The following is a 26,877-nucleotide window of genomic DNA, read 5'->3' as shown; positions in this document are numbered from 1 at the left end:
CAGTACTTTTTTAAGTATTAGGTTGAAGGCTTCACATGTTGGAGCCTTTTATATTTTTTTAACAGTTATTAAGATTTTATTATTTTTGTACCATCTTAATAACTATGATGAAAATATTAGTCCTCGGGGCATTATCTACCGCCTCATTATATTTCGCACAGAGCTATCCTGCCTCTGCCATTCCTGAGAATTTAAAGAAAAATGCGAGTGCTGTAATCCGAAAAGAATTTACAACCGTTCAGATCAATAAAATCGATGAAATAAAATATCAGAAAAATAAGATAATTACAGTCTTAAATAAAGACGGTGACGATGAGGCAGTAGCTTACATCCCTTATGATAAATCAAAAAGTATTTCAAACATAAAACTTACGATTTACGATGAGACCGGCAAAAAAATTAAAAGTGTTTCAAAATCTGATTTTAAAGACGTAGCGAACAATCCTCTGGGAGTTTTTTATTCTGATAACAGGATATTGGTTTATTCATATACACCGGTGCAATATCCTTATACTATTGATTTTTCCTATGAAGCTGAAGATGAAGACACTGTTTTTATCCCGGATTTTGTACCTTTTACTTCTACTAAAATATCTCTTGAAGAAGCACAGTTTAAAATCGTTAACACTTCTGGAATAGAACTCAGATCTAAAATTTACCCTTCAAAATACAATTATACCTCTGTGATAGAAAGCGGTAGTGGAAATGATAAAACCTATTCATACAAAAATGTACCTGCTATTGACGATGCTTTTATGATTCCAGAGCCTGTTAAAATCTTACCTGCGGTCAACTTTACACTTACAAAATTCAGCCTTGCAGGAAAACAGGGAACTTTGAATAACTGGACAGATTTCGGAACCTGGATTTACAATGATCTTTTGGTACCTGTTTCTGCATCTACTCCTGCTATTAAAGCTGAAGTAGCCTCTTTACAATTACAGGGATCTGTAGAAGATAAAGTAAAGAAAATTTATCAGTACATGCAGAACAAAAGCCGATATATTGCTGTGGCTTTGGGAATAGGTGGATGGCAGCCTATGATGCCGGATGAGGTTCAGAAAAAAGGCTATGGAGATTGCAAGGGGCTTACGAATTATATGAAAGTTCTTCTGAATGAAGCAGGGATTCCTTCCAACTATTGTATTATTACCTCCAGTCGGTCACAGGTTTCTTTTGATCCCGAATTTCCTTCTATGGGAGGAAATCATATTATTCTTATGGTTCCAACAGAAAAAGGAAATATATGGCTTGAAAATACCTCTCAGCAAATTGCTTTTAACCATTTAAATTACAGTACTACCGACAGAAATGTACTTGCTGTGACTCCGAAAGGAATCGAACTGATCAATACACCGGTGTATAAAGCTGAACAGAATAAAGAAAAACAAACATTGAGAGTTAATCTTAATGAGGATAACAGTATTATCGGCACCGGTAACTTTTCTTATACCGGAAATCAATATGATGATAATCTGAGATTTGCCAACCTTAATCCTAAAGAAAAGAATGATGCAGTTAAAGAAAGGTTTAATATCCTGAACTTTGAAAAAGTTGAAATGAAAAATTTTAATAACGACAGAGACAATGCCGTTATTACCTATGATCTGGACTTTAAAACCAACAATTTCTCTAAAAAAGCAGGAAACAGCCTATTGTTCCGATCTGTGCCTATTTTTAATGATGCAGTCTTTAAAACTGATGAAAACCGTGAGCTTCCTTTTGAAGTAGGCATGTCTTATGAGGATGAATATGAAATTGCTTTTGTTCTTCCTTTAGGATATAAAGTTGATGAAACTCCGGATAACTCAAGCATTACTTCCGAGTTCGGATCTTATAAGCTAAGCTTTGTTAAAAGTGATGATCAGGTAAAAGTGATCAGAAAAATACAGATTAATAAAGGGCTGTATCCAAAGGAAAAGTACAATGACTATATCAGTTTCAGAAAAAAGATCCTGAATATGGATAATTCAAAAATTTTAATAACAAAAATATAGCCATGAAAAAAATAATAGTATTGCTTCTTTGCTCAGCCGGCACAATACTGGTAAATGCTCAGAAGAAATATGAATTTCTGAATCCTCCGAAATTTAATGATGCAGATTTATCTAAAACCAAATCATTACTGGATGAAAATGCTCCTGCAGAGATCTTGTATAAATCTGCTTATTTTATGATCGATAACAATACCGGTAATCTGCATAAAAAATATTTTTACAGAGTTAAGATTTATGATAAAGATAAAGCTGAAGATTGGCTGAATCTCGAAATCCCTATCTATAATATCGGTTCAAACAGAGAATCACTAGGTAAATTCAAGGCTTTTACCTATAATCTTGAAAATGGAAATTCTGTTCCTGTAAAAGTAGAAAAGAGTTCTCAATATAAAAGCAAAGAGAATAAATATGTTACTCTCACAAAATTTGCATTCCCAGGTGTGAAAAATGGATCAATCCTGGAGTATCAATATGAAATTGTATCTCCGTTCAGATTTATGATTCCTGAAGTATTGATAGAATCCGACACGCCTTCTCTGAATACAGAATACGTTTTTGATACTCCGATTAATATGTCATATAACGTAAATTATACAGGGGGAATTACTCCTAAGTACAGAGAGATGGAGGAAAGATACCTATATGGTGCACAATACAGAACCTACAGATTTGCTTATGAAAATCTGAAAGGCTTTAAAACTGAAAAATTTGTAAGAAATGACAGAAACTTCAGAACAAAAATCAGTGCTGAGCTGAATTCTACAAATTTCGGAGAGCTTAAGCTGTATTCTTCCTCATGGGATCAGATTGGAAAGAGATTGTATGAAAGTGAAGATTTTGGAGGAGAACTGAAAAGAACAAAACTGGCAAAAGAAAATATGCCGGCAGGAATTTCAGAAATGAAAACAGATCTTGAAAAGGCAAATGCTATTTTTTCCTATGTTCAAAAAACCTTTACCTGGAATAAAGATAAAGGAATCTACACAGAAGATGGCATCAGGAAACTGTTGGAAACTAAAGTTGGGAACGCTGCAGAAATCAGTCTTTTTCTTGTTATGATGCTTCGTGAAGCAGGTCTTAAAGCTGATCCGTTGGTAATTTCTACGGTGGAAAACGGGTTAATCAACTTGGTTTCGCCTAATATTTCCAATATGAATTTTGTATTAGCAGCGATCAGTATTGATAACCAGCTGCATATCTATGATGCCACTTCAAAACAATCTTCTCTGGATGAGATTCCTCTTAAAAACTGGAATCAGTATGGAATTTTAGTCACCAAAGACAAGACTCTTCTGATTCAAATGGCCAATGTGAAGTCAAGTAATACTTTCCTTACAGTCAATGGTAAAATCAATGACGACGGAAGTATTTCAGGAACGTATTCTGACAGAGATACCGGCGCCTACGCAATGTATGTAAAAGACAGCTATGACGATAATGCTGAGAAATACAAAAAACAGTACAAGGAAAACTTCTCCATGGACTTTACGGATATCGATTCAAAAGTCTTAGAAAATGGAGACTTTGAAAGCAGTATGAAATTCTCTTCTCCCAACCTGATTGACAGAGTAGGGAAGAAAATGATCATTAATCCTATGCTGTTTTTAAACAAAAGTTCCAATGAATTTGATCAGACGGAAGTAAGACAATATCCTATCGATTTTGGATCACCGATCACGAAAGTAAAAAAAGTAACTCTTGAAATTCCGGAAGGATATGTGATTGAGGAAATGCCTAAAGAAAAAAAGATTGTTACAGAAGATAAAGAAATAGAATATACCTATTCTATCGTACAAAAAGGAAATAAGCTGGAGGTAACGACCACCACAAAAATTAACAGTTCAGATTATCCGAAAGAGTACTATCCTGCATTTAAACAAATTTGGGGCGTCGCTTCAAAATTTGAAAATCAGGTAATCAGTCTTGTTAAAAAGTAATGTCTGACGTGATCTGAGTAAAAAAATATTTTTTTTTCCAAAACCATTCATCTTTTGAATGGTTTTTGTATATATACTCAAAAAAATAAATTATGAAAAATACGATTGCTGTTATAGCATTATCTTCTTTCCTGGTAGTTACGGCCTGTAAAAAAAATGAAAAGGCAGGGCAAGCAGAAAAAACAGAAAATAAAGCGACTGAAGAATTTGTAGTGGACTCTGTGAAAGTCAATGATTCTACAAAAATTACAGACTCCTTAAAAGTGAGTTACACTTCAAAACTGTTGGTTTTCCCTTCTTTAAAAGATAAAAAACTACTGGACAGCATCTATTTCCAGAATGAAAAAATTAAAGACTTTTCCAAAGCAGGTCTTCAGGCTTATCTGGACAATGAAAAAAATAGTTATTTCAATTCTGTAAAAAATGATAATAAAGACTGGGCTTCAGATGTCACTTATGCTCAAAACTGGTATTCAAGCTCACACATGAACCTTATTTCCAATACCAACGGTTATATGCATATCCAATATGTGGGAAGCGGATATGAAGGAGGTGCACATGATAATTATGGCTTCTCAGAAAGAGTCTTTGACCTTAAAAACAGCAAAAAATTAGAATTGAAAGACATTACTTCAATGCCTAAAAATAAAATTGAAGCCATTCTAATGAAAAATATCGATAAAATGAATAGTGGTACGATGGATGGTGACGGAGAAGTGAAAAACTCAGAAATGCTTTTAGTGGATAAAATTCCGGCATCTGATAACTTTTATTTTGATGATAAAAACCTGTATTTTCACTACAGTCCCTATGAAATTGCTGCTTTTGCTGCCGGAGATATTACCATTCCTGTTTCGTGGGAAGATCTGAAAGGTACATTAAATACAGAATTTAAAGAAAGAATGAAAATTAAGTAAATTAATGCTTCCAGTTTTGGAAGCATTTTTTAATTTTGCGGTAATGGACAAAGTAGCTTTTATTATCAATCCTTTTTCGGCCAAAAAAAACTATCAGCCGTTTTTGAACGAACTTAAAGCAAAGGTTAACAATCCTCTGTATTATGTTTCAGAATCTATTCCCGGGACAGATGAATTTATCCAGTCTCACTTCGGAAAGGTAGATGTTTTTGTGGCAATAGGAGGGGATGGTACCATTTCTACAGTAGCCAGGAACCTTATTAATACAGAGAAAATTCTCGCAATTTTCCCCGCAGGTTCAGGAAACGGTTTTTCTAATGAAACACAATTCAGTAAAAATCTCGACGAACTTTTAGAAAAAATAAAAGCAAAAAATTCCAGAAAGATCGATACATTTACCGTGAACGACAGGCTTTCCATCAATGTTTCGGGAACAGGTTTTGACGGTAAAGTAGTTAAAGAGTTTGAAAAAACAAGCCGTGGATTCAAAAACTATATCAAAGTTTCTCTGAAAACCTTCTTCAATTACAAACCGATCAAAGTGAAGTTTTTTGATGAGGAATATCAGCAGTATAACGGCAGATATCTGATGATGAACATCGCCAATACCCGGCAGTTTGGTAACAACGCTTATATTGCACCAAAAGCCAGTAAAAGTGACGGATTGGTTGACATGGTTTTGGTGAAAAAATTTCCTTTGACGTATTCTGCGCTGTTTGCTTTCAGAATGTTTACCAAAAGGCTGAAAGATGATGAGTATGTGACCTATCTTCCGGTCTCTGAAATATCATTTAAAGTCAATACCAAAAACTGGCATCTTGACGGTGAATTCAATAAGATAAAATCACCAATTCATGTTAAAGTACAGCCTTCAAGTTTGAATATTTTGATTTAAAGCCAGTTACTGGTGTGGGTTAATCTGTTTCGGGTTTACCAGTTACTGGTTGTTTGGCTGCGAGTTCGGTTTATTTCGAGTTACGTTTTACACACAACCTTAAACCTTGAACCTTGAATTCTATTCCTATTCCCTGCAGCCTAAAACCTGCCATCTGCCACCTATCTACACTTCCAGTTTCTTTTCCACTTCAGCCGGATGTTCCAGACAGTATTGAAGCTGTTTTTTATCAAGTTGTTTTTCCCAGTTGGCCACTACAACTGTAGCTACAGAATTTCCAATGACATTCGTTAATGCACGGCATTCACTCATGAACTTATCAATTCCAAGAATTAAAGTCATTCCTGCAATCGGAATTTCAGGAACTACGGCCAGCGTTGCTGCAAGCGTAACAAACCCGGCACCTGTGACACCAGCTGCGCCTTTTGAACTTAACATGGCTACCAAAAGAAGCATCAGTTGCTTTTCGAGAGGAAGATGAATATTTAATGCCTGTGCAATAAAGAGAGAGGCCAGTGTCATATAAATATTTGTTCCGTCAAGATTGAAAGAATATCCGGTAGGAACTACAAGGCCTACAATAGCCCGTGAGCAGCCGGCTTTTTCAAGTTTTTCCATAATTCCCGGCAGGGCAGACTCTGAAGAGCTTGTGCCCAGAACGAGAAGAAGCTCTTCCTTAAGATAAAAAAGAAGTTTGAAAATATTAAATCCGTTATACCATGCCACCGCTCCCAGTACCAGGACCACAAAAAGGATAGACGTAATATAAAAGGTACCTACCAGGAATATAAGATTCAGTACAGAATGAAGTCCATATTTTCCGATGGTAAAGGCCATAGCACCGAAAGCTCCTATCGGGGCAAGTTTCATGAGCATATGGACGATTTTAAATACCGGAGTCGACAAATCCTGTAGAAAATCAGTTACTTTCTGGCTCTTTTCTTTTGTTAAAACCAAAGCAACTCCCATTAAAATAGCAACCAGAAGAACCTGCAGGATATTATCACCCACCAAAGGGCTGAATAATGTCTCCGGAATAATATTCATAATAAAACCCGTAAGAGTAGATTCATGAGCTTTTGCCTGGTATTGTGAAACATCGCCCGAAAGGGTAGCAGGATCAATGTTCAAGCCATGTCCCGGCTGCAGAATATTTCCTACCACTAATCCGATGATAAGAGCCAGAGTTGAAAAGGTAAAAAAATAGATCATTGCCTTGATTGCAATTCTGCCTACTTTTTTCAAATCGGTCATGTGGGCAATTCCTAAAGTAAGGGTTATGAAAATTACCGGAGCGATAATCATTTTTACCAATTTGATGAATCCATCCCCCAATGGTTTCATCTTTTCTCCCAATTCAGGGTAAAATTTTCCAAGAAGAATACCCGCAATGATGGCGATAATCACCTGGAAATAAAGCTGATTGTGTATTTTTTTTGCTTTCAAAGAACAGTCGTTTTGTTTTTTTAAGGGCGAAAATTAAGAAAATTTATCTGAAAACATGACAAAAGTCATTCAAAAGAATCTGTTGAGCTTATTTGATAGATTGATTAAAAAGTCAGGGCTTCATTCGAAGAATGAAGCCCTGACTCTATTTCTATATATTAATATGTAGTTTATTCCACCGCCACAGAATCATCTCCACGGCCGTCTGCCACAGCATGGATATTTCCGTTTTCATCAAGAACAATCATTTCTGTTTTTCCGATGTACTTCGTCTTTTCAATGACGTAATTCTTGCTTTTCAGTTCAGAAATAGTACTTTCCGGAAAATTATTTTCAACCGTTATGGTTTCAGGAAGCCACTGGTGGTGGAATTTTGGTGCATTGACCGACATGTTTGCATTGAGTTTAAAATCAACCACATTCACAATGGATTGGTATACTGAAGTCGGTATTGTAGTGCCTCCGGGAGTTCCCACAACCATAAAAGGTTTTCCATTCTTAAGAATAATCGTTGGCGTCATTGAAGAAAGCATTCTCTTGTTGGGCTGTATTGAATTGGCCTCTCCACCCACAGCTCCGAACATATTCGGTACTCCGGGTTTGATTGAAAAGTCATCCATCTCATTATTTAAAAAGAATCCTGCTCCCGTAACTAAAACTTTACTTCCGTAATATCCGTTAAGAGTCGTAGTTACAGAAGCTGCATTTCCATCCTTATCCAATACGGAAATATGTGTGGTCTGCATTGATTCTTTCGGTTGTGCTATGATTTTACCGACTTCTGCACTTGGTGTCGCTTTGTCAAAACTAAAGCTTTTCCATCTTCCTTTCAGATAATCATCAGAGATCAGGTAAGAGGTCTTGTCCTGAATAAAATCCGGGTCACCCATATATTCAGCCCTGTCTGCGAACGCTCTTCTTTCTGCTTCAGCCATAATCTGAACTGCTTTTGTTGAGTTCTGCTGATATTTTTCAAGGTTTTCAAAACTGGCCATTCTGAGCATCTGGGCAAGTAGCACTCCGCCGCTTGATGGTAAAGGCATGGTGACAACATCGTTTCCTTTGTAATCAAATTCCAATGCTTTTCTCTCAGCAACTTTATAGTTTTTAAGATCTTCCAATGTGATGATTCCGTTCCCTCTTTTCATTTCAGCAACTAAAAGTTCAGCTGTTTTTCCTTCATAAAAACCTTTAGCTCCCTGTTTCTGGATCAGTTTCAAAGTTTCAGCTAAATCTTTTTGAACCAATAGATCTCCGGCTTTCCATGGGGTATCTTTTACAAAAATGATGGAAGATTTATTATGTTTCTGAAATTTTTCCCTTTGGTTATTCAGCATTTCCGCTTCTTTGTCTGTGATGGCAAATCCTTTTTCAGCAAGATCAATGGCGGGCTGAATAATCTTTTCCATAGGAAGTTTACAGTATTTCAACGTAGCAAAAAATCCTGCTACGCTTCCCGGGATGCCTACTGCAAGTCTGCCGTTCTGGGATAAATCTGTATCTGCCTTTCCTTTTTTATCAATATACATATCACGGGAAGCCTTTTTCGGAGCTGTTTCCCTGTAATCCAGTGTGAATTTTTCACCATTATTTTTTACACCTACCAGAAATCCTCCGCCACCGATGTTTCCGGCCTGCGGATACACAACAGCAAGGGCATATTGTGTTGCGGTAACAGCATCGTAGGCATTTCCGCCCATCTTTAAGATTTTGGCTCCTGCTTCACTGGCTAACGGATGTGCAGAGACTACAACACCTTTCTTTTTTACCTGTACTTCTTTGATAATATTGATGTCAGTAAATTGTGCCCAGCTGAGCTGTGCAGCCAAAAGCATCGAAGCAATTAAAATCTTCTTCATATGATTGTTTTTTCTTACAACAAAATTATTGATTTTTTTGTGTAAATGGTTGTTTTTATTATGAATATGAAAATTATACTTTACTTTTTGTATTTGTTAATATTTTTTAAATTTTATTTTGTTTATGTGTTTATTTATTTAATTTTATTGTATAATATTTAATTAATTTGGATTTTTTATGATATTATTTTCATTTTTTAAAATTTGAATCATTACATTTGAAAAAAAAATACATGAAAAAAAATTACCAGAAAATTATCTTTTTGGGAACCTTGGTCTTTGTGTCAGCCAGCCTAAATGCACAAACGAAAGATTCTATAAAAGTAAAGGCAGTAGATGAAGTTAAAATTACTGTAGGATCCAGAAATAAAAGCCGAGTTGCAACTGATACTCCTGTTCCTGTGGATGTTATCAATATTGGATCACAATCTGTGCTAAGTCCGCAAACCGATCTTAATCAGATCTTAAACTATGCTGCGCCGTCTTTTACTTCCAATTCAACAACTGTAGCAGATGGTACGGATCATGTTGATCCAGCTCAATTGAGAGGACTCGGGCCGGATCAGGTACTTGTTTTACTTAATGGAAAAAGAAGGCATACTTCATCACTGGTTAATATTAACGGTTCTCCGGGTAGAGGATCTGTAGGGACTGATCTGAATGCTATTCCTGCTTTTGCTATTGAAAGGCTGGAAGTATTGAGGGATGGGGCTTCAGCGCAGTATGGCTCTGATGCAATTGCCGGGGTTATTAATGTGATCATGAAAAAAAATACGAATGCATTTACCGCAGCAATTATGGGAGGTGGATTTAATTCGAAAGGAGCTAATGATCATACCGGAGGATGGGATGGAGAGAAATATCAGCTTGATCTTAATTACGGAACAAAAATTGGTAATAATGGGTTCGTCAATTTTACGGCAAGCTTTCTGAACAGAAATGATACCGGAAGAGCCAAGTCGGCGGCAGGTGATATTTTTAATGCATATAATGCTATTGAGCAAAGAGCGTTAGAAAAAGGAGTGAATATTTCCGCTCTTTTTGGAAATATCAATAACACTTCCAATACGCAGCAAATTATAGATTATATACATCAGTATGCTCCGCATGTCAATTATTTTACTGCAGCACAGCAGGCTGATATTCAGTCGGCAAATACAATTACAGCCCTGCAGAATCTACTGAAGGGTGATGTAACTGAAAATGAACTTGCCTACAGAGGGTTAACAAGAGACGACTTTAATATGAGGGTGGGGCAGTCCAGATTAGGATCCGGTCAGTTTTTTATGAACTCCGAATTTGATCTGTCCTCAACAATCCGGGGATATGCTTTTGGAGGAATCTCCTACAGAGCGGGAAATGCAGCTGGGTTTTACAGAAGGCCCAATCAAAACAGAACTTCAACGTCAATATATCCTAATGGTTTTTTACCGGAAATTGCTTCTGATGTTATAGATCTCTCTTTTGCAGCAGGGTTTAAAGGAAAATTAGGAAATATTAATTATGATCTCAGTAACACTTTCGGAAGCAATACTTTTGACTATACAATAAAAAATACAGCCAATGCATCCATGCTGTATCCTGGTAAAAGAGAGTTTAATGCTGGTGGCTTGGGATTCTCTCAAAATACCATCAATGCAGATTTCGATACAAAGTTAGACTGGTTAAAAGGATTTAATATTGCCTTTGGAGGAGAAATGAGGTTTGAAAAATACAAAATAGAAAATGGCGAAGAAGCTTCATGGGCTCTTTATGATATTAATGGGAAGATTCAGAATCCTGCAACAGCTGCTGCGCTAAAGCCTACTGATTTTTTTGGAAACACAAGGCCCGGAGGAGCTCAGGTATTCCCTGGTTTTCGTCCTGAAAATGCTTTAAATAAAGGGAGGCAGTCTGTAGCAGCTTATGTGGATACGGAGCTGGATGTTACGGATAAATGGTTGGTGAGTGCTGCTTTGAGATATGAAAACTATTCAGACTTTGGTTCTACATTCAACTATAAGCTGGCAACAAGATATAAGCTGACGGATCATATCAATCTCCGGGCGGCACATTCCACGGGATTCAGAGCTCCATCTTTACAGCAGATTTATTTTAATGCTACAGCGACACAGTTTGTGGGCGGAACAGCATATGAAGTAGGCACGTTTTCTAATGATTCCGATGTAGCACATATTCTTGGAATTCCACAATTGAAACAGGAAGAGTCGGTGAGTTATTCTGCCGGTTTTACGGCTAAGATTCCACAGGCGAATCTTACATTCACAGTAGACGGTTATTACATTAAGATTAAAAACAGGGTGGTCTTAACAGATCAGTTTTCAAGACCGACGGGAACCTATCCGGCGGGAAGTGATCTTGCTAAATTACAGACTGCCTTTGATAAGGCCAATGCAAATGCTGCCACTTTCTTCGCAAATGCGATTGATACTCAGACTAAGGGTATTGAAGGGGTGATTTCACATAAAGCAAGGTTTTCTCAGTCGGTAGCTTTGAATTCTGATTTTGCAGTTACGGTGTCAAAGACGAACAGGATAGGCGATATACATGGTTCTGATATTTTAATCAATGCAGGGCAGATCAACAGGTATTATTCGGAATCCAGCCGTGTTTACCTTGAAGAAGCTATTCCAAGGTTTAAAGCTTCCCTGAATAATGCTCTGGAGATTAATAAATTCAGTGTGCTGCTAAGAAATGTTTATTTCGGGAAAGTTACCGACCCTAATACGATGGATGCTAACGGGGACGGAATCGTAAGCGGAGAAATCATTAACGGCCAGGCTGTCGCTACTGAACATCCGGTTTGGGGAGGAAAAATAATTACCGACCTGTCTGTTGGATATAATTTTAATAAAAACTTTAAACTGACAATCGGGGCGAATAATTTGTTTGATATTTATCCTGATAAAAACTACGGCCCGGCAACGGTAAAAACTCCTTCTCTGGATGCTTCCGGTAACCTTGTGTATGTTAATACGTCTACTATCGATCTGTCTAATCAGAATCAGTTTGTATACTCGAGAAATGTTTCTCAGTTCGGGATGAACGGCAGATTTCTTTTTGCCAGAGTAAATCTTACTTTTTAATTACAAATTTCAGGAATATAAAAAGGTGTACGAAAGTATACCTTTTTTATTATGGTTGGCATGTTTTTTTTACTTTTGTACAATTCTAAAAAAAATCTGAAAAATGGAATCCTATACGGAAAGAATACTGATTACAGGTGCCTTGGGACAAATTGGTACCGAATTGACGAACAGACTTGTTGAAATCCACGGAGCGGAAAACGTTGTTGCTTCAGGATTGGACAGATGGCAGGAAGGAATTACCTCTGCAGGACACTATGAAAGAATGGATGTTACCAATACCCAGTTGGTAAGGCAGGTGATCAAAGATTATGATATTACTACAGTGTACCACCTTGCTTCGCTTTTATCAGGGACTTCGGAAAAGCAGCCAATTTTTGCGTGGAAGCTGAATCTTGAACCGCTGCTTCATTTTTGTGAAATGGCAAAAGAAGGACTTCTTAAAAAGATCTTCTGGCCAAGTTCAATCGCAGTATTTGGAAAAGGAATTCCAAAGCATGACGTAGGACAGGATGTGGTGTTGAACCCAACAACCGTTTACGGAATCTCCAAAATGGCAGGGGAGAAGTGGTGTGAGTACTATTTCGATAAATATGGTGTGGATGTAAGAAGTATCAGATATCCAGGATTGATCTCATGGAAGACTCCTGCGGGAGGAGGAACAACCGACTATGCCGTTGAGATTTTCTACAAAGCAATTGAAGACGGAAAGTATACAAGTTTCATTTCGGAGAATACAGGAATGCCGATGTTGTATATGGATGATGCTATCAATGCAACCCTGAAACTGATGGAGGCTCCTAAAGAAAGTTTAACGGTTCGTTCTTCTTATAATTTGGGCGGAATGTCATTTACTCCAAAGGAACTGGCGGAAGAAATCACAAAAGAAATTCCGGATTTTACGATCGATTATAACCCGGATTTCAGACAGGCAATTGCAGATTCATGGCCGGCATCAATTGACGATTCCGTAGCTAAAAAAGACTGGGGTCTGACGTATGATTTCGGAATTTCTGAAATGACAAAAGATATGATTAAGAACCTGAAGGTAAAATTAGCAAAGGATTAATAACATAAAGTAATACTTTAATTAAAAACTTCTTTAACGTCTGATTTTTAATATTTTATAGAATTTAAATAAAATTTAATTTAAATGGTATTATTGACTTTTAACATCACTTGTATTGAAGCCGGAGTAAAAAACGGCTCTCAAATTTCTGATGAAGAGCGATTAAAAATCACAGAAGATAATACCAGAGCGATTCTGAGAATTTTAAATATTCATGATGTCAAATCAAGTTTTTTTGTAGAGGTTTCTCTTACTGAAAAACTTCAGAATTTAATAAAAGCAATTTCATCCAAAGGGCATGAAATTGCTTTTTATAACAAAGGTTCAAATCCTGAAGAAATTGAAAATGCCAAGAAGAATATTCAGGATCTTTTGGAAAAACAGATCAGAGGAATCCGTCAGAAAGATATAAAGGTTTCTCACGAAATGTTAAAGATGATGGAATTCAATTATGTCTCCAATATTGATAATGCCAATATTCTTTTTCCTTTCAAAAGGCTTAAAAGAGATACTGAAATTATAGAGGAGGATGGGCTGAGTATTGTTCCGGAAAGTATCTCTCCGTACAGTCAGCTTCCCTATAATGATTTTGTATTTCAGATTCTGCCGATGAAGTACTATCAGAATATGGTGCTGGAAACTTTGCAGAATGAAGAATTTGTGCTGATCTACCTGAATACATGGCAGTTTACGGATTTCAAGAAATACCGTTTTGATATTCCTTTTTACCGAAGCTTATTTTCGGGCAAAAAAATGGAGGACAAATTAGATGCCCTCCTTACTTTTCTTAACGACAGGGAAATGGCTACTTCCCGTATGAAAGATTATATTTTTTAGGTTGCAGGTGATAGGTTGCAGATATTAGGTGTTAGGTAGCAGCTATTAGGTTAAAGGGATTAGGGAGAACTATTTCACAGGTTCAACAATACTCAATTTCTAAACCTCTAACATTAAACATTAAACTTTGAACTTTGAACTTTGAACTTCACTAGCTCAACTCAAAAAGCGTAATTTCCGGCAATACACCTACTCTTCCCGGATAGCCCAATACTCCGAATCCTCTGTTGACATACAGCAGTTTTCCTTCACTTTCATATAAATCGGCCCATTTTGGATATTTGTATTGTACCGGTGACCATTTTACATTCTTAAGATCTAAACCAAACTGCATCCCGTGCGTGTGTCCCGAAAGCGTCAGGTGAATGTTTGCAGGATGCTTTTTTACCACATAATCAAAGTGGGTAGGATCGTGGCTCATTAAAATCTTAGTGGCAGATTCCGGTACGCCTTGTAAAGCATTATCAATCTTTCCGAATTGTGGGAATGGCTTCAATCCCCAGTTATCAACCCCAAGAATATATAGTTTTTCTCCGTTTTTTTCAATGACTCTGTGTTCATTTCTCAACATATCAAATCCGGCTTGCTTTTCATAATCAATCAATGTATCAAGGTTTTCTTGTTTAGCTGCAGGTGATTCCCAGCTTACATAATCTCCGTAATCGTGGTTTCCCAATACCGCAAACTTGCCGTCTTTAGCCTGGATTTTTGAAAATAAGGGAATAAAAGGTTTGAATTCATCAGCAACGTTATTCACCATATCCCCGGTAAATAATACCAGGTCTGGCTTCTGCTCATTAATCAGCTCAATGGCATGCTCTAATTTGCCGGGATCAGAGAAACTTCCGCTGTGGACATCAGAAATCTGAATGATTTTGTATCCTTTAAAACTTTTCGGAAGGTTGGCGAAATTTACTCTTACCCTTCTTACCTTATGCCTGTACTTTCCAAATGTAATCCCGTCTATAAAAAGAGCGGAAAGAACGCCGCTCATTCCCAATCCAACCAGGCTCAGGAACTTTCTTCTTTCCGGGAAGAAATTTTCCGATGGCTTGGCGAAACCGATCAGGTAACCGCCCGTTCGGACAATATCATCAATCAATAAAAATAAAACGATAAAGATCTTTGGAAGGATGAAGATTAAAAATAACGAAATCATGATCTGAGCTCTTACCATACTTCTGTCTGATCTTTGGTAGTGGGTAACTTCATACGCGAAAATTCCATACACGGCTAAAGATATGACCCAGTATCCGATTCTGATCCAGAAATTATCGGTAAGTGTTCTGACGGCCTGATAAATATACACTTCCAGAAAAAGGAAGATTGCGGCGATGATTAAAAAATTCTTTTGCATGTTCTGATCAAAAAAAAGCACAAAGAATAAACTTCCCTGTGCTTTTATATTTTTAATGGTTTAAATATTACTTTTTAGGAAATCTATAAACGATAGCATTGATGTTCATTCCGGCACCTACCGAAGTCATTACAATGTTACCATTATCTTTAAACGATTGACCCTCCATTTTTCCTTTAATTATTAAATCGTACATGGTAGGAATCGTTGCTACAGAAGTGTTTCCGAAATCCTGGATAGTCATAGGAGAGATGGCATGATCGTATTCTTTCACGTCATAAAGCTTATGAAGTCTTTCAATCATTGCATAATCCATTTTAGCATTGGCCTGGTGAATTAAGATTTTGTCTATATCTTCAATAGAAAGACCGGCATCAGTAATGGTATCCTTGATCGCAACCGGTACATTTTTTAGAGCGTATTCGTAGATTTTTCTTCCTAACATTCTTACATACAGACGTCTCTGATCTACTTCTTTATTGATGGAAGGAGCGTTTTCAAGATAGTTTAATTCCGGTCCGTTATCACAAATTGTGTTGTGGGCAATAATTCCAACATTCTCTTCATCTGTAGCTTTTACCACTACAGCTCCGGCACCGTCTGCAAAGATCATTCTGTTTCTGTCATGCGGATCTGTTACTCTGCTTAAAGTTTCTCCTCCGATAACAAGTATGGTTTTGGCTACTTTAGCTTTAATAAGATTATCAGCAAGGATCATTGCTTCTACCCATCCCGGGCATCCGAAAAGCATATCGTAGGTTACGCACTTTCTGTTTTTGATTCCCAGTTTATTCTTCACTCTCGCTGCCATTGTAGGCATAAAATCAGCATATCCGTGTTCAGTAACTTCCCCGAAATTGCTTGCATAAATAATATAATCCAGGTCTTCGCCATTTACTTTTGCGTCCTCAAGGGCAATTTTTGCAGCTTCATAACCGATTTGTGAGTTGGAAAGATCATCCTCAATGAATCTCCTGTTTTCGATTTCTGTAATCTCTACAAATTTCGCAATGGTCTCTTCCACAGGCTTTTCAATCTTTACCCCGTCTTCAGTATAAAACTCGGAATTCATGAAGTAATCTCTACCAATAACTCTGTTCGGAATATAACATCCAGAGCCAATAATGATCGTATTCGGCATTCGTTTATATGATTTTTTTAAAGATGCAAAGTTAATAATTAATATTAATAACGGAGAATTAAAAATATTATTAAATTTGCAAAAATTGTACTTTACAATCTATGAAAAACAACTCGTCCTTAAAAGGCTTACTTATTGCAGCTGTGGCATTTATCGTTGCCTTTGGGATCTACTTCCTTTTTTTAGCCAAGAAGAATTATTATGTTGTAGATAATCCTACCCCGAATACGTATTACTTTAAGATCAATAACGGATCTGAAGGAATTATTTCAGCGGGGCAGTATGTGCATGTGGATTTGAATAAAGGGAAAAACTCTATTCAGGTTTTTGATCAGAATAAGAAAATGCTTTACGATTCAGCATTTGAAGTGAATAAGCTTCGTGGTCTGATTAATATTACCCATCAGGATTACTACGTAAATGATCAGTATTACGGATATAATCTTAAAAAAGATTCGTTGCTGACAGCACTTGATAAAACGGTTATCGACGGAAAGGATTATTACGGAGGAGCAAGACGCTTCAATAAGCTTTACACAGAAGATTTTTATTACAATGTAGATGAAGACTATGACAAAGTGATCAAAAATATCCAGAAAGTGGAATCACGATCCAAAATCTTCAGAAAGCAGGATTACCTAAATTATTACAAAGAATATTACAAGTTTTAAGTTTTGACAAAAGATATCACCAAAGTTACTCCCTACAATTCAGAGGCTACCAAAAAAAGCCAGGTAGAGGATATGTTCGACAACATTGCACCGAAGTATGACCTTCTGAACCATGTTTTATCCATGAAAATTGACGTTCTATGGAGAAATAAACTGGTAAAATGGATGAAAAATGATAATCCGCAGGAAGTGCTGGATGTGGCTACAGGAACAGGAGATCTGGCAATTACTATTGAAAAAGGAACCGGTTCTAAAGTAGTTGGATTAGATTTATCACAACAAATGCTGAATGTTGGCGTTATTAAAATAAAAAAACTTAAATTAGACGGCAAAATTTCCATGCAAAAAGGAGATGCAGAAAATTTACCCTTCGAGGACAATAGATTTGATGCTGTTTCCGTTGCATTTGGAGTAAGGAATTTTGAAAACCTTACCAAAGGTTTGGCAGAGTTAAGAAGAGTAGTTAAAGATAACAAAAGTGTTTATATACTGGAGTTTTCAAAGGTTGAGGGTTTCATGGGACCATTTTATATGTTTTATTTCAAAAATATATTACCTGCCATCGGCAGATTGGTTTCTAAGGATAATAGGGCGTATACATACCTTCCGGATTCTGTAAATGCTTTTCCTTTCGGGGAGAAGATGAAGCAAATTCTTTTAGATACGGGATTTAAGAAAGTTGAATATAAAAAATTAAGTTTAGGTATAGCCACAATTTATAAAGCAACAAAGTAACCTATGAATAAATTTCTATTAAAAGCACTGGTTTTAACCTCAGTAAATGTTGCCGTTTTTGCAAACGCGCAATTCAGAACCCGAAACAGAATGGACAAGTTGGAAGATTTCGACGAACAGAAATTCAGTTGGGGGTTTTATTTGAACGGGAACAGACTGGATTACCGCATTGTTTTACATCCGAAATACGGGATGAATGATAATGAAAACCTTGTTACCTCTAAGGAAAGCTATAGTTTCGGTGCCGGGCTTATTGCAAAATGGAGACTGAATGACTATCTTGACGTAAGAATAGAACCAGGTTTACAGTTTGCACAAAGACAGTTGACTTTTAATACTCAATCCAATGACATATATGCAGGGGGATCTTTAACGAATGATCCTTTTATGCCATTCCCTTTACAGGAAAAGGATAAAGTAAGAGAAATTAAATCTACGTTGATCGATATTCCGGTACTTTTGGAGCTTCACGGCCAGAGATGGTACAACTCAAGGCCTTATGTTGCAGCAGGGGTGAATTACGTTGTAAACCTTCAGTCTAATGCAACTTCTACAGACGACAACATGCAGGGAATCTACAGATCTACTACGCACAACTTTGCATGGTCTGCAGAAATGGGAATCCAGTTTTATTTCAACAAATTTAAACTGACTCCTGCCGTAAGAGGAACATTCTTCATGAACAATGAAAAAGTGGCGGATAACGCTACTACACCTCCTTACTGGTCATCTGCAATCTCTACATTGCAGACAAGAGCAGTAATGTTCGTTCTGAAATTTGAATAAAAAATATTTCAATGAAAAATACACAGGAGGTGCGCTGGCACCTCCTTTTTTATTGTTATATCAAAATATAGAGTGTTTTATTTTTGTTAGTGTTATTATTTTTTTATTTTTGCTTTTAGTTAGAATATACAAACCTGAAATGCTTCAAGATTTAGAAAACAATTTTTCAGAATTAGAGAGAAAGATTTCGACTCTGCAAAAGAACTATAAAAATCTTACGGAAAATTTAAAAGAATTAAGTATTGAGCATGAAGAGTTGAAGAAGAAATATGATGAGGAAAGAAGAAAGAATCAGGTATTAGCAGAAGAACAAAAAAATATAAAACTTTATTCAGCAATATCAGGAAATCCTGAACACAATAGGTTAATGAAAAACCATATCAACAGATTGGTAAAAGAAATTGATTTCTGTATTGCTCAGCTTCAAAACAGTGGATTATAATGGAGATAAGGAGAATAACCGTCAACATTGCAGGAAGAGTGTATCCGCTGAACGTACCGGCAGCAGAGGAAGAAACTTTGCGTAAAGTAGGGAAGCAGATCGAGAATATGATTAAAGATTTTGAACAAAACTTCGATGTAAGAGATAAACAGGATGCTTTGGCTATGTGTGCCCTTAAACTGGGAACCAATGCGGAAGTAGTTTCTCTGAACTACGAAAAAAATATTAATTCTACCAACGAAAGGTTAAAGCAGATTAATCAGTCGTTGAATGAAATCGGGAAATAGATTTTTTTTCCTGAAAATTACTGCCTACAATAATTCTAACACATTAAAGGTAAACTCAACGCTAAACAATTACCGAACAAATGTCCATTGAATGGCGTGCCGGGCTTCCGGATTACAGACAGTGGAAATCAGTTCAAATCGTGTTGATTAGGAGTTTACTCTCAATCTCTGGATTATTGTGGGCTTTTTTTATTGAACAAGGATATGAATACAATTAAAACTCAATATAAATTATGATAGAAGTTATAGTCGGTGTTGTTTGTTTGGTAATCGGAGCTGTCGTGGGAATGTTTTTTTCCAGAAGTTCTCTGAATACTAAAGCAAAATTCATCATAGATGATGCCAAGAAAAATGCCGAAAACCTTATAGAAAAAGCTAATGTACAGGCTGAATCCATAAAGAAAGAAAAGAATCTTCAGGCTAAAGAAAAATTCCTGGAACTGAAATCACAGCATGACGCTGATATTCAGTCTCGCGAAAAGAAAATGCAGGAAGTTGAGAAAAGAATCAAAGACAAGGAACACAAGCTGAATGACGAGCTTAGCAAGACTGGGAAGCTTGAAAAAGATCTCGACAGGCAGATTGCAGATTATGCCAAGAAGAACGAGATTCTGGATAGAAAACAGCAGGAATTAGATACGGCTACTGCCAAGAAAGTAGAAATACTTGAAAAAATCTCTAATTACACCGCTGAGGAAGCTAAAGCAGAATTGGTAGAAACCATGAGAGCAGAGGCCAAAACAAGAGCACAGGCACATGTTCAGAGCATCATGGAAGAAGCTCAGATGAATGCTAAAAACGAAGCGAGAAAGATCGTTATCCAGACAATCCAGAGAATCGGAACGGAGCAGGCAATCGAAAATTCAGTATCCGTTTTCAACATCGAGTCTGATGAAGTAAAAGGTAGAATTATCGGTAGAGAAGGTAGAAATATCCGTGCTTTGGAAGCGGTAACCGGAGTAGAAATTATCGTTGATGATACTCCTGAAGCTATTCTTCTTTCATGCTTTGATCCGGTAAGAAGAGAAATTGCAAGACTATCCCTACACAGATTGGTAACCGATGGTAGAATTCACCCGGCAAGAATCGAAGAAGTGGTAGAAAAAACAAGAAAGCAGATTGAGGAGGAAATCATTGAAGTAGGGAAGAGAACCATCATTGATTTAGGAATCCACGGATTACACCCTGAACTGATCAAAATCGTAGGTAGAATGAAATACCGTTCTTCTTACGGACAAAACTTACTACAGCACTCAAGAGAAGTAGCCAACATTGCTGCAACGATGGCTGCTGAATTAGGATTAAACGTAAAATTAGCAAAAAGAGCAGGTCTTTTACACGATATCGGTAAAGTTCCTGAGCAGGAATCAGAATTACCACACGCGCTTTTAGGAATGCAGTGGGCTGAGAAATATGGTGAAAACCCTGAAGTTGTAAACGCAATCGGAGCTCACCACGACGAAATTGAAATGAAATCGTTATTATCTCCGATCATTCAGGTTGCCGATGCGATCTCTGGAGCTAGACCGGGAGCAAGAAGACAGGTATTGGAATCTTATATTCAGAGATTAAAAGATCTTGAATCTGCAGCATTAAGCTTCGATGGAGTATCCAGTGCTTATGCAATTCAGGCAGGTAGAGAACTGAGAGTAATGGTAGAGAGTGGAAAAGTAAATGACGAAGTGGCATCTCAGCTTTCTTACGATATCTCTGAGAAAATCCAGAATGAACTGACTTATCCGGGGCAGGTAAAAGTAACAGTAATCAGAGAAACAAGAGCTGTGAATATTGCCAGATAATAATCAGAAAAAGATATTTGATAAAAACCTTTCAAGAAATTGAAAGGTTTTTTATTTTTATCAAAACTTAAAAATGCAAGAACTGTCCCTGTCTTCAAAACTGAAGTACATTTTCTCTATTCCCGTTATTATTTCTGCCCTCGGCTATTTTGTAGATATCTATGACCTTCTTTTATTCGGTATCGTTAGAATTCCAAGTTTAAAAGCTTTGGGGCTTAATCCGGATGCGGACGGAACTTTTATTCTGAACTGTCAGATGGTAGGCCTTCTTATCGGAGGGGTGTTCTGGGGAATTTTCGGAGACAAAAAGGGAAGGCTTTCCGTACTTTTTGGATCCATCTTAGTGTATTCTTTAGCCAATATTGCCTGTGGTTTTCTGCCTTATTTTCCGAAAGAGCATTTGGTATACCAATATGCCGGCTTAAGGTTTATTGCAGGTATAGGACTTGCCGGAGAGCTCGGAGCAGGAATTACGCTGGTTTCTGAAAGTTTGCCGAAGAATTTAAGAGCTATCGGAACCTCAGTAGTTGCAGGTTTTGGATTAATGGGTGCTGTTGTAGCTCAGCTTACCGTAGAGCTGGCGGGAGGATGGAATATTTCTTACATTATCGGTGGGATCATGGGAATTATGTTATTGATACTGAGAATAAGCGTATCGGAATCCGGAATTTATAAGAATCTTGAGCATAAAAACATCTCAAAAGGAAACTTTCTCTCCTTTTTTACCAATAAAGACAGATTGATAAGGTATTTAAAATGCATTGCAGTGGGATTACCTACTTGGTATTGCATAGGGATTCTGGCTGTTTTAGCCAATCAGTTTGCCCCTGAATTGGGCATAAAAGATATCAACCCCGGAAAAGCAATTATGTGGGCTTATGTAGGTATTTCTGTCGGCGACCTGTTGAGTGGGTTTATTTCTCATGCTTTAAAATCACGAAAAATGGCCATCTTTTATATGCTGGTCTTTACTCTGGTTGGGGTGGCAATCATGTTATTTGGTAATACAAATACGGAAACCAGATATTACCTGTTTTGTGTATGGCTGGGATTTGGAACAGGATACTGGGCTATGTTTGTAACGTTGGCAGCAGAGCAGTTCGGGACGAATATCAGAAATACGGCAACAACTACCGTTCCCAACATGGTAAGAGGTCTGGTGCCGGTAATGATATTTGCTTTTGATTCTCTTAAAGGACATTTCCCGGTTGTGGAAAGTGCTGCCATAGTAGGGGTGGTGGTATTCGGGCTGGCATTTTATTCTTCACTTACCATTTCAGAAACCCACGACAGAGATCTTGAATTTACGGAATAATTTAACTTGTTTAATAAATAACATAGTGCTATTCCTTATTTTGAACGTAATAATAGGGTTATTATCAATAAATTATTCAATTTTACATTAATTTTTGTTGCGAGTATTTAATATTTGTTTAACTTTGAAAGGTAAATAAAACTATATTTTTAATCAAACTAAATCTCATGAACATTATGAAAAACGCTAAAAAATTAAGAAAACAGGATCTGAAAAACATTACCGGAGGAATAAGCGGAAACCCTGATTTATCACTTTGCGGATGCAGCTGCTCAGGAGCAGTAACCGGACCTTGGTATTGTGTACAATATATTGGCTGTCCACAGGTTTATACCTGCGGGGAGATCTAAGAAATTATTTCAATTAGAAATAAACATTTCCACATTTAATATGCAGAACCCTTTTGATTTCAAAAGGGTTCTGCTCTTTTAACGGATAATGTAAAGAAGGCTGCCGATGCTTATCGTTACCCATAGTATAATTGCCATTACCAAAGGTTTTAATCCGATTGATTTCAGCGTTTGAATAGAAAGGGTAGAACCAATCAAAAATAAGGTCAGATTCAGACCGGATTTTGCCAGAACAGTAATCGAAGTACTGAATCGGTCAAGAAAGGGGAAATAAGTATTCAAAAGGATTGCTGCAATGAAATATCCGATAAACCAGGGAATCTTTATTTTGGAATCTTTACTTTTAAAAATAAACATGGTTATCAGTGAGACAGGAATAATCCATAAAGCACGGGCCAGCTTCACTGTGGTGGCTATTTTCAAAGCTTCATCTCCATATTTACTGGCAGCACCCACTACAGAACTTGTGTCATGAATTCCCACTGCACACCAAAGCCCAAACTGCTCCTGTGAAAGATTCAGCAGGTGTCCTATTGCAGGGTATACAAACAAGGCAACCGAATTTAAGGTAAAAACAATAGCCAGCGCAAGAGAAATTTGTTTTGTATTAGGTTTAATGATGGGAGAAACAGCAGCAATAGCACTCCCGCCACAAATAGCAGTTCCTGCGGAGAGAAGATAAGATAAAGGTCTTTCCAGTTTAAATAATTTTCCCAGAAAATATCCTAAAACCATAACGGTGACAATACTTACAACAGTCAGCATCAAGCCTGTTTTTCCGGCATGAAGCGCTTCATCAAGCTTCAGCCCGAATCCAAGACCTACTATTGAAATCTGCAGCAGTAAATGAATATATTGATGAAGGTGTTTTTCAAAAGGATTTCCGATAAAAACAGCCAGGGCAAATCCCAAAGCAAGAGCAATTGGAGAAGATATAAAAGGTGTAAGGCATAATACAGCCAAAACAATAAAAAATACTTTCCTTGTTATTTCATTTTGAATGAAATCTTTCATAATGCGAACTTTTAAAATGAGCATCAAAAGTCCGAAATAAAGTATTACAAAGTAAATCGTATTTTGTTATATCGGATAACTAAAAGTTATATCTTTGCTTATTGCTTATTGCTTATTGCTTATTGCTTATTGCTTATTGCTTATTGCTTATTGCCTGTTATTCTGCAAACCTCAAAAAAAGTTTGATCAGTTCAGATTGTTCTCCTTTGGGAAGGATAAAATGAAAATCTCTTTCGATACTGAAATTTTTAATATCAATCACTGTAAGGATGTTGTTTTTAAGTTCGTTAAGAATAGTGCTGATAGAAAGAAATGCCAAACATTCGGAGTGAAGAAGGTAATTTTTAATACTTTCACTGCTTCCCAACTGTATGACAGTATTCAATTCATGGATATTAATTTCCTTTTCTTTAAGCCTGTTTTGGATGAATTCCAGCGTACCGGAACCCTGTTCCCTGAAGATAAGATCCAGCTGATAAAGATCTTTTAAGCTTAATGTTTTATGGGCAAGAGGATGATCTGATTTTGCTGCGAGAACAATTTCATCAGGTTTAAAAGTTTTATATTCAAAATAAGAAGACTGTGATTCCCCTTCAATGATACCCAGGTCAATTTTTTCTTCTTTTAAAAGTGTTGAGATGGTTTCCGTATTTCCGGTAAGAAGCTCAATCTTAATATCTTTATAATAAGAATTGAATTTGGCCAAAATCTCTGGTAAAATATACTGTGCAACGGTTGTACTCGCCCCGATAATCAGCTTTCCTTTATGCTGCTGACTGATCTGGCTGATCTCAAATTCCATGTCACGATAGATGTTTCTGATCTTTTCTGCATGTTCAAACAGAATTTTTCCGCTTTGGGTCAGCTGGATAGAAGTTCCTTTACGGTCAAATAGCTTAGCACCTATCTGAGTTTCAATTTCTTTAATGTGTTTAGTGACAGCGGGTTGTGAGATGTGTAGCTCCTCTGAAGCCTTGGTGAAGCTTAATCGGGTAGCCACCGTATGGAAAACTTTTAATCTGTAATCGAACATGGGGTAAAATTACGAATTATAGTTGGAAATGGTGAAGAGAGTTTGAGAGTTTGAGAGTGGGAGGGTTTGAGGGTAATGAGATGCGTGTTGCGAGTTTCGGGGTTTTGAGTTTGAGGGATTTTGGGTTCGAGATATTATAAGTGAAGAAGAACAAAGAACCATTAAAAACCAGCATCCGGCAACAAAATAAACAAATAATTGTGACCCCGCACTTCGCACCCCGCATCCCGTAACTCGTAACCCGCATCCCGCATCTCGAAACCCCTTATAAAAAATCCGAAACAGACTTGTCCTGCTGACTTTCATATCTTCTGTTTTTTGCTTCTCCGATTTTCTGTCTGGAATAAATACTGTTATGTCCTGAAAGAAGATAAGAAACGACACACGCAATAGCTACATATACACCGCATTCTGCCCCGAATAATTCAATTCCCATCAGCATACAGGCTAAAGGCGTATTGGTGGCTCCTGCAAATACCGCTACAAACCCCATTCCTGCTAATAATCCGAAGGGTAAAGGAATGAATAGTGACAGAGCGCTGCCTAAGGTAGCACCAATGAAGAACAAAGGTGTCACTTCTCCACCTTTGAATCCGGCCGAAAGCGTAACAATGGTAAAAATCATTTTTAGAGCAAAATCATATAGTGGAAGCTGCTTTTCAAAAGATTCCACAATTACAGGAACTCCCAGTCCGATATAACGGGTTGTTCCCATCGCAAAAACGGCAAGTGCTATAATAATTCCTCCTACAACAGGACGAAGCGGAGGGTATTTGATATTTGATTTAAAGACAGAGCCCATCCAATGGATGATTTTACTGAATGCAGCCGCGCAGATTCCAAAAGTTATTCCTGCCAGAATGCTGTATAGAATTGGTAAAAATTCAAGTTTCGGAATAAAATCAATATGGTAATGGGTATGTTTTACATTCCATAGATTGGTAGCCCAGTCTGCCAGAATTGCAGAAGCAAATGCCGGAAAGATTGCATTGTAACGAATCCTTCCGATCAGAAAAACTTCAAGACCAAAAACGGCTCCTGCCAGTGGTGTTCCGAAAACGGAGCCAAATCCGGCAGCAATAGCAGCAATAATTAATATTTTTCTTTCATTTCTGTCAAGTTTAAAAGGCCTGGTGAGCTGATCCGCGATGGCACCCGCCATCTGAAGAGCTGTTCCTTCACGGCCGGCAGAGCCTCCGAAGAAATGCGTTGCAATTGTTCCCAGATAGACAAAAGGAGCCATTTTAAAAGGAATAATTCCCTTGGGTTCATGGATGGTATCAATCAACAGATTATTTCCAGCCTCCACATCTTTTCCGAAATAATAATAAAGAAGCCCTATCAGAAATCCTGCAGCAGGAAGTAAAGCAATCAGCCAGAGATGACTTTCTCTGAAATGGGTGGCCCATTCCAATGACTGAAGAAATCCTGCAGATGCGGTTCCTACCAATACACCAATGATGATACTGATACATAGCCATTTCAAAATATAAGGAATTGCCGGAAATTTTCTGAAGAAAAGACGAGTATGAAAAACTGCTTTTTTACCTGGTGTTCTTTGAATTTTTGACATAGTAATCCTGATTAGTTATTTGTTAATAATCTTTTAATCAGGCGTCATCAGCTTTTATAAAGCGGTTGGGTAAGGAAGAACACCATTTCCTTTTGATGATGCAAATATATGAATTATGGTAAAAAGATAAAAGATAAAAGATAAAAGATAAAAGATAAAAGATCTTATTGTTAAAATTCAATAGGGGTGGGCTTTAGCCCAGCCAAATAAATTTTAAATCCCATTGGCTTTAGATTCTGTGTTAACTTCCAAATTATTTTTTATACATTTATATTTATAAAAGCGACCTTGAGTTAGCTTGCGTAGGGTGAACGTCTTTGATTTTTACCCT

The 26,877-nt window shown here is 37.1% G+C and carries 22 protein-coding genes and 1 riboswitch; of the genes, 15 read left to right on the top strand and 7 right to left on the bottom strand.

From position 1 onward, the window contains the following. The first annotated feature begins 104 nt into the window (after positions 1-104). The 4 genes from AC59HC_RS21850 to AC59HC_RS21835 all read left to right on the top strand — a co-directional run bounded on the left by AC59HC_RS21850 (position 105) and on the right by AC59HC_RS21835 (position 5,746). Positions 105-1,997 carry a DUF3858 domain-containing protein gene (locus AC59HC_RS21850; protein ID WP_343640211.1) on the top strand — a complete coding sequence of 631 codons (1,893 nt, stop codon included), beginning with the start codon at positions 105-107 and terminating at the stop codon, positions 1,995-1,997. Positions 1,998-1,999: 2 nt separating this feature from the next. Continuing rightward, positions 2,000-3,934, top strand: coding sequence for a transglutaminase-like domain-containing protein (locus AC59HC_RS21845; protein WP_429815631.1), 1,935 nt, complete (start codon positions 2,000-2,002; stop codon positions 3,932-3,934). Positions 3,935-4,026: 92 nt separating this feature from the next. After that, positions 4,027-4,851, top strand: coding sequence for an RsiV family protein (locus tag AC59HC_RS21840; protein WP_202844045.1), 825 nt, complete (start codon positions 4,027-4,029; stop codon positions 4,849-4,851). 43 nt (positions 4,852-4,894) lie between these two features. Continuing rightward, a complete protein-coding gene (locus AC59HC_RS21835) occupies positions 4,895-5,746 on the top strand; it encodes a diacylglycerol/lipid kinase family protein (RefSeq protein ID WP_496559364.1) in 852 nt (283 codons plus the stop codon). 165 nt (positions 5,747-5,911) lie between these two features. Here the strand turns inward: AC59HC_RS21835 and AC59HC_RS21830 are convergent, their stop codons facing one another. Continuing rightward, positions 5,912-7,192, bottom strand: coding sequence for a dicarboxylate/amino acid:cation symporter (locus AC59HC_RS21830; protein WP_202844043.1), 1,281 nt, complete (start codon positions 7,190-7,192; stop codon positions 5,912-5,914). Positions 7,193-7,362: 170 nt separating this feature from the next. Beyond that, on the bottom strand, positions 7,363-9,051 hold the full coding sequence (gene ggt, locus AC59HC_RS21825; RefSeq protein ID WP_202844036.1) for a gamma-glutamyltransferase: 1,689 nt from the start codon (positions 9,049-9,051) through the stop codon (positions 7,363-7,365). Positions 9,052-9,284: 233 nt separating this feature from the next. Between ggt and AC59HC_RS21820 the strand changes: the two genes are divergently transcribed. From AC59HC_RS21820 to AC59HC_RS21810, 3 genes are all read left to right on the top strand, one after another. Then, a complete protein-coding gene (locus AC59HC_RS21820; protein WP_411413685.1) occupies positions 9,285-12,137 on the top strand; it encodes a TonB-dependent receptor plug domain-containing protein in 2,853 nt (950 codons plus the stop codon). 103 nt (positions 12,138-12,240) lie between these two features. Continuing rightward, a complete protein-coding gene (locus AC59HC_RS21815; protein WP_110009408.1) occupies positions 12,241-13,206 on the top strand; it encodes an NAD-dependent epimerase/dehydratase family protein in 966 nt (321 codons plus the stop codon). A gap of 84 nt (positions 13,207-13,290) precedes the next feature. Next, complete coding sequence (locus AC59HC_RS21810) at positions 13,291-14,043, top strand: polysaccharide deacetylase family protein (protein WP_496559351.1); 753 nt, start codon at positions 13,291-13,293, stop codon at positions 14,041-14,043. A 151-nt stretch (positions 14,044-14,194) separates the two neighbouring features. Here the strand turns inward: AC59HC_RS21810 and AC59HC_RS21805 are convergent, their stop codons facing one another. Together AC59HC_RS21805 and AC59HC_RS21800 are read right to left on the bottom strand one after the other, a co-directional pair. Beyond that, positions 14,195-15,400 carry a metallophosphoesterase gene (locus AC59HC_RS21805; RefSeq protein ID WP_496559350.1) on the bottom strand — a complete coding sequence of 402 codons (1,206 nt, stop codon included), beginning with the start codon at positions 15,398-15,400 and terminating at the stop codon, positions 14,195-14,197. Between the two features lie 67 nt (positions 15,401-15,467). Further along, positions 15,468-16,541 (bottom strand): 3-oxoacyl-ACP synthase III family protein, encoded by a 1,074-nt coding sequence (locus AC59HC_RS21800; RefSeq protein ID WP_343640199.1) that lies wholly within the window; start codon positions 16,539-16,541, stop codon positions 15,468-15,470. Positions 16,542-16,642: 101 nt separating this feature from the next. Here AC59HC_RS21800 and AC59HC_RS21795 point away from each other — a divergent pair, with 101 nt between their 5' ends. The 8 genes from AC59HC_RS21795 to AC59HC_RS21760 all read left to right on the top strand — a co-directional run bounded on the left by AC59HC_RS21795 (position 16,643) and on the right by AC59HC_RS21760 (position 22,926). Beyond that, positions 16,643-17,212, top strand: coding sequence for a hypothetical protein (locus AC59HC_RS21795; RefSeq protein ID WP_062670900.1), 570 nt, complete (start codon positions 16,643-16,645; stop codon positions 17,210-17,212). Between the two features lie 3 nt (positions 17,213-17,215). Further along, the gene (gene ubiE, locus AC59HC_RS21790) at positions 17,216-17,947 is read left to right on the top strand and encodes a bifunctional demethylmenaquinone methyltransferase/2-methoxy-6-polyprenyl-1,4-benzoquinol methylase UbiE (RefSeq protein WP_002980528.1); all 732 of its coding nucleotides are present in this window, start codon (positions 17,216-17,218) and stop codon (positions 17,945-17,947) included. Between the two features lie 3 nt (positions 17,948-17,950). Further along, a complete protein-coding gene (porT, locus tag AC59HC_RS21785) occupies positions 17,951-18,733 on the top strand; it encodes a type IX secretion/gliding motility protein PorT/SprT (RefSeq protein ID WP_110009404.1) in 783 nt (260 codons plus the stop codon). After that, positions 18,726-19,175 (top strand): FlxA-like family protein, encoded by a 450-nt coding sequence (locus tag AC59HC_RS21780; RefSeq protein WP_227943922.1) that lies wholly within the window; start codon positions 18,726-18,728, stop codon positions 19,173-19,175. The genes porT and AC59HC_RS21780 overlap by 8 nt, the downstream gene beginning before the upstream one ends. Next, entirely contained in the window at positions 19,175-19,462 is a 288-nt protein-coding gene (locus tag AC59HC_RS21775) for a cell division protein ZapA (protein ID WP_110009403.1), read from the top strand. Before AC59HC_RS21780 ends, AC59HC_RS21775 begins: the two co-directional genes overlap by 1 nt. 233 nt (positions 19,463-19,695) lie before the next feature. Further along, entirely contained in the window at positions 19,696-21,261 is a 1,566-nt protein-coding gene (rny, locus tag AC59HC_RS21770; RefSeq protein WP_171006220.1) for a ribonuclease Y, read from the top strand. A gap of 73 nt (positions 21,262-21,334) precedes the next feature. Then, positions 21,335-22,576 (top strand): MFS transporter, encoded by a 1,242-nt coding sequence (locus AC59HC_RS21765; RefSeq protein WP_343639784.1) that lies wholly within the window; start codon positions 21,335-21,337, stop codon positions 22,574-22,576. A 167-nt stretch (positions 22,577-22,743) separates the two neighbouring features. Continuing rightward, complete coding sequence (locus tag AC59HC_RS21760; RefSeq protein ID WP_110009396.1) at positions 22,744-22,926, top strand: hypothetical protein; 183 nt, start codon at positions 22,744-22,746, stop codon at positions 22,924-22,926. Between the two features lie 78 nt (positions 22,927-23,004). Here AC59HC_RS21760 and AC59HC_RS21755 read toward each other — a convergent pair whose 3' ends face one another. The 3 genes from AC59HC_RS21755 to AC59HC_RS21745 all read right to left on the bottom strand — a co-directional run bounded on the left by AC59HC_RS21755 (position 23,005) and on the right by AC59HC_RS21745 (position 26,546). Continuing rightward, the gene (locus AC59HC_RS21755) at positions 23,005-23,940 is read right to left on the bottom strand and encodes a YeiH family protein (protein ID WP_202844025.1); all 936 of its coding nucleotides are present in this window, start codon (positions 23,938-23,940) and stop codon (positions 23,005-23,007) included. A 157-nt stretch (positions 23,941-24,097) separates the two neighbouring features. After that, positions 24,098-24,973, bottom strand: coding sequence for a LysR family transcriptional regulator (locus AC59HC_RS21750; protein ID WP_202844018.1), 876 nt, complete (start codon positions 24,971-24,973; stop codon positions 24,098-24,100). A gap of 265 nt (positions 24,974-25,238) precedes the next feature. Further along, positions 25,239-26,546 carry a voltage-gated chloride channel family protein gene (locus tag AC59HC_RS21745; protein ID WP_496559349.1) on the bottom strand — a complete coding sequence of 436 codons (1,308 nt, stop codon included), beginning with the start codon at positions 26,544-26,546 and terminating at the stop codon, positions 25,239-25,241. 31 nt (positions 26,547-26,577) lie between these two features. Beyond that, positions 26,578-26,645: riboswitch (Fluoride riboswitch) on the bottom strand. Between the last annotated feature and the right edge of the window lie 232 nt (positions 26,646-26,877).

It is taken from the genome of Chryseobacterium sp. DZ-32 (assembly GCF_059587025.1).
This window is presented reverse-complemented; position numbering and strand designations above follow the sequence as displayed.

What these genes read in the sequence shown, in the direction of transcription:
- AC59HC_RS21810 (WP_496559351.1), top strand. Translation starts at nt 13,291, where the DNA reads ATGGTATTATTGACTTTTAACATCACTTGTATTGAAGCCGGAGTAAAA.
- AC59HC_RS21765 (WP_343639784.1), top strand. Translation starts at nt 21,335, where the DNA reads ATGCAAGAACTGTCCCTGTCTTCAAAACTGAAGTACATTTTCTCTATT.
- AC59HC_RS21835 (WP_496559364.1), top strand. Translation starts at nt 4,895, where the DNA reads ATGGACAAAGTAGCTTTTATTATCAATCCTTTTTCGGCCAAAAAAAAC.
- AC59HC_RS21850 (WP_343640211.1), top strand. Translation starts at nt 105, where the DNA reads ATGATGAAAATATTAGTCCTCGGGGCATTATCTACCGCCTCATTATAT.
- AC59HC_RS21760 (WP_110009396.1), top strand. Translation starts at nt 22,744, where the DNA reads ATGAACATTATGAAAAACGCTAAAAAATTAAGAAAACAGGATCTGAAA.
- porT (WP_110009404.1), top strand. Translation starts at nt 17,951, where the DNA reads ATGAATAAATTTCTATTAAAAGCACTGGTTTTAACCTCAGTAAATGTT.
- AC59HC_RS21805 (WP_496559350.1), bottom strand. Translation starts at nt 15,400, where the DNA reads ATGCAAAAGAATTTTTTAATCATCGCCGCAATCTTCCTTTTTCTGGAA.
- AC59HC_RS21820 (WP_411413685.1), top strand. Translation starts at nt 9,285, where the DNA reads ATGAAAAAAAATTACCAGAAAATTATCTTTTTGGGAACCTTGGTCTTT.
- AC59HC_RS21840 (WP_202844045.1), top strand. Translation starts at nt 4,027, where the DNA reads ATGAAAAATACGATTGCTGTTATAGCATTATCTTCTTTCCTGGTAGTT.
- rny (WP_171006220.1), top strand. Translation starts at nt 19,696, where the DNA reads ATGATAGAAGTTATAGTCGGTGTTGTTTGTTTGGTAATCGGAGCTGTC.
- ggt (WP_202844036.1), bottom strand. Translation starts at nt 9,051, where the DNA reads ATGAAGAAGATTTTAATTGCTTCGATGCTTTTGGCTGCACAGCTCAGC.
- AC59HC_RS21815 (WP_110009408.1), top strand. Translation starts at nt 12,241, where the DNA reads ATGGAATCCTATACGGAAAGAATACTGATTACAGGTGCCTTGGGACAA.
- AC59HC_RS21775 (WP_110009403.1), top strand. Translation starts at nt 19,175, where the DNA reads ATGGAGATAAGGAGAATAACCGTCAACATTGCAGGAAGAGTGTATCCG.
- AC59HC_RS21750 (WP_202844018.1), bottom strand. Translation starts at nt 24,973, where the DNA reads ATGTTCGATTACAGATTAAAAGTTTTCCATACGGTGGCTACCCGATTA.
- AC59HC_RS21795 (WP_062670900.1), top strand. Translation starts at nt 16,643, where the DNA reads ATGAAAAACAACTCGTCCTTAAAAGGCTTACTTATTGCAGCTGTGGCA.
- AC59HC_RS21745 (WP_496559349.1), bottom strand. Translation starts at nt 26,546, where the DNA reads ATGTCAAAAATTCAAAGAACACCAGGTAAAAAAGCAGTTTTTCATACT.
- AC59HC_RS21800 (WP_343640199.1), bottom strand. Translation starts at nt 16,541, where the DNA reads ATGCCGAATACGATCATTATTGGCTCTGGATGTTATATTCCGAACAGA.
- AC59HC_RS21755 (WP_202844025.1), bottom strand. Translation starts at nt 23,940, where the DNA reads ATGAAAGATTTCATTCAAAATGAAATAACAAGGAAAGTATTTTTTATT.
- AC59HC_RS21845 (WP_429815631.1), top strand. Translation starts at nt 2,000, where the DNA reads ATGAAAAAAATAATAGTATTGCTTCTTTGCTCAGCCGGCACAATACTG.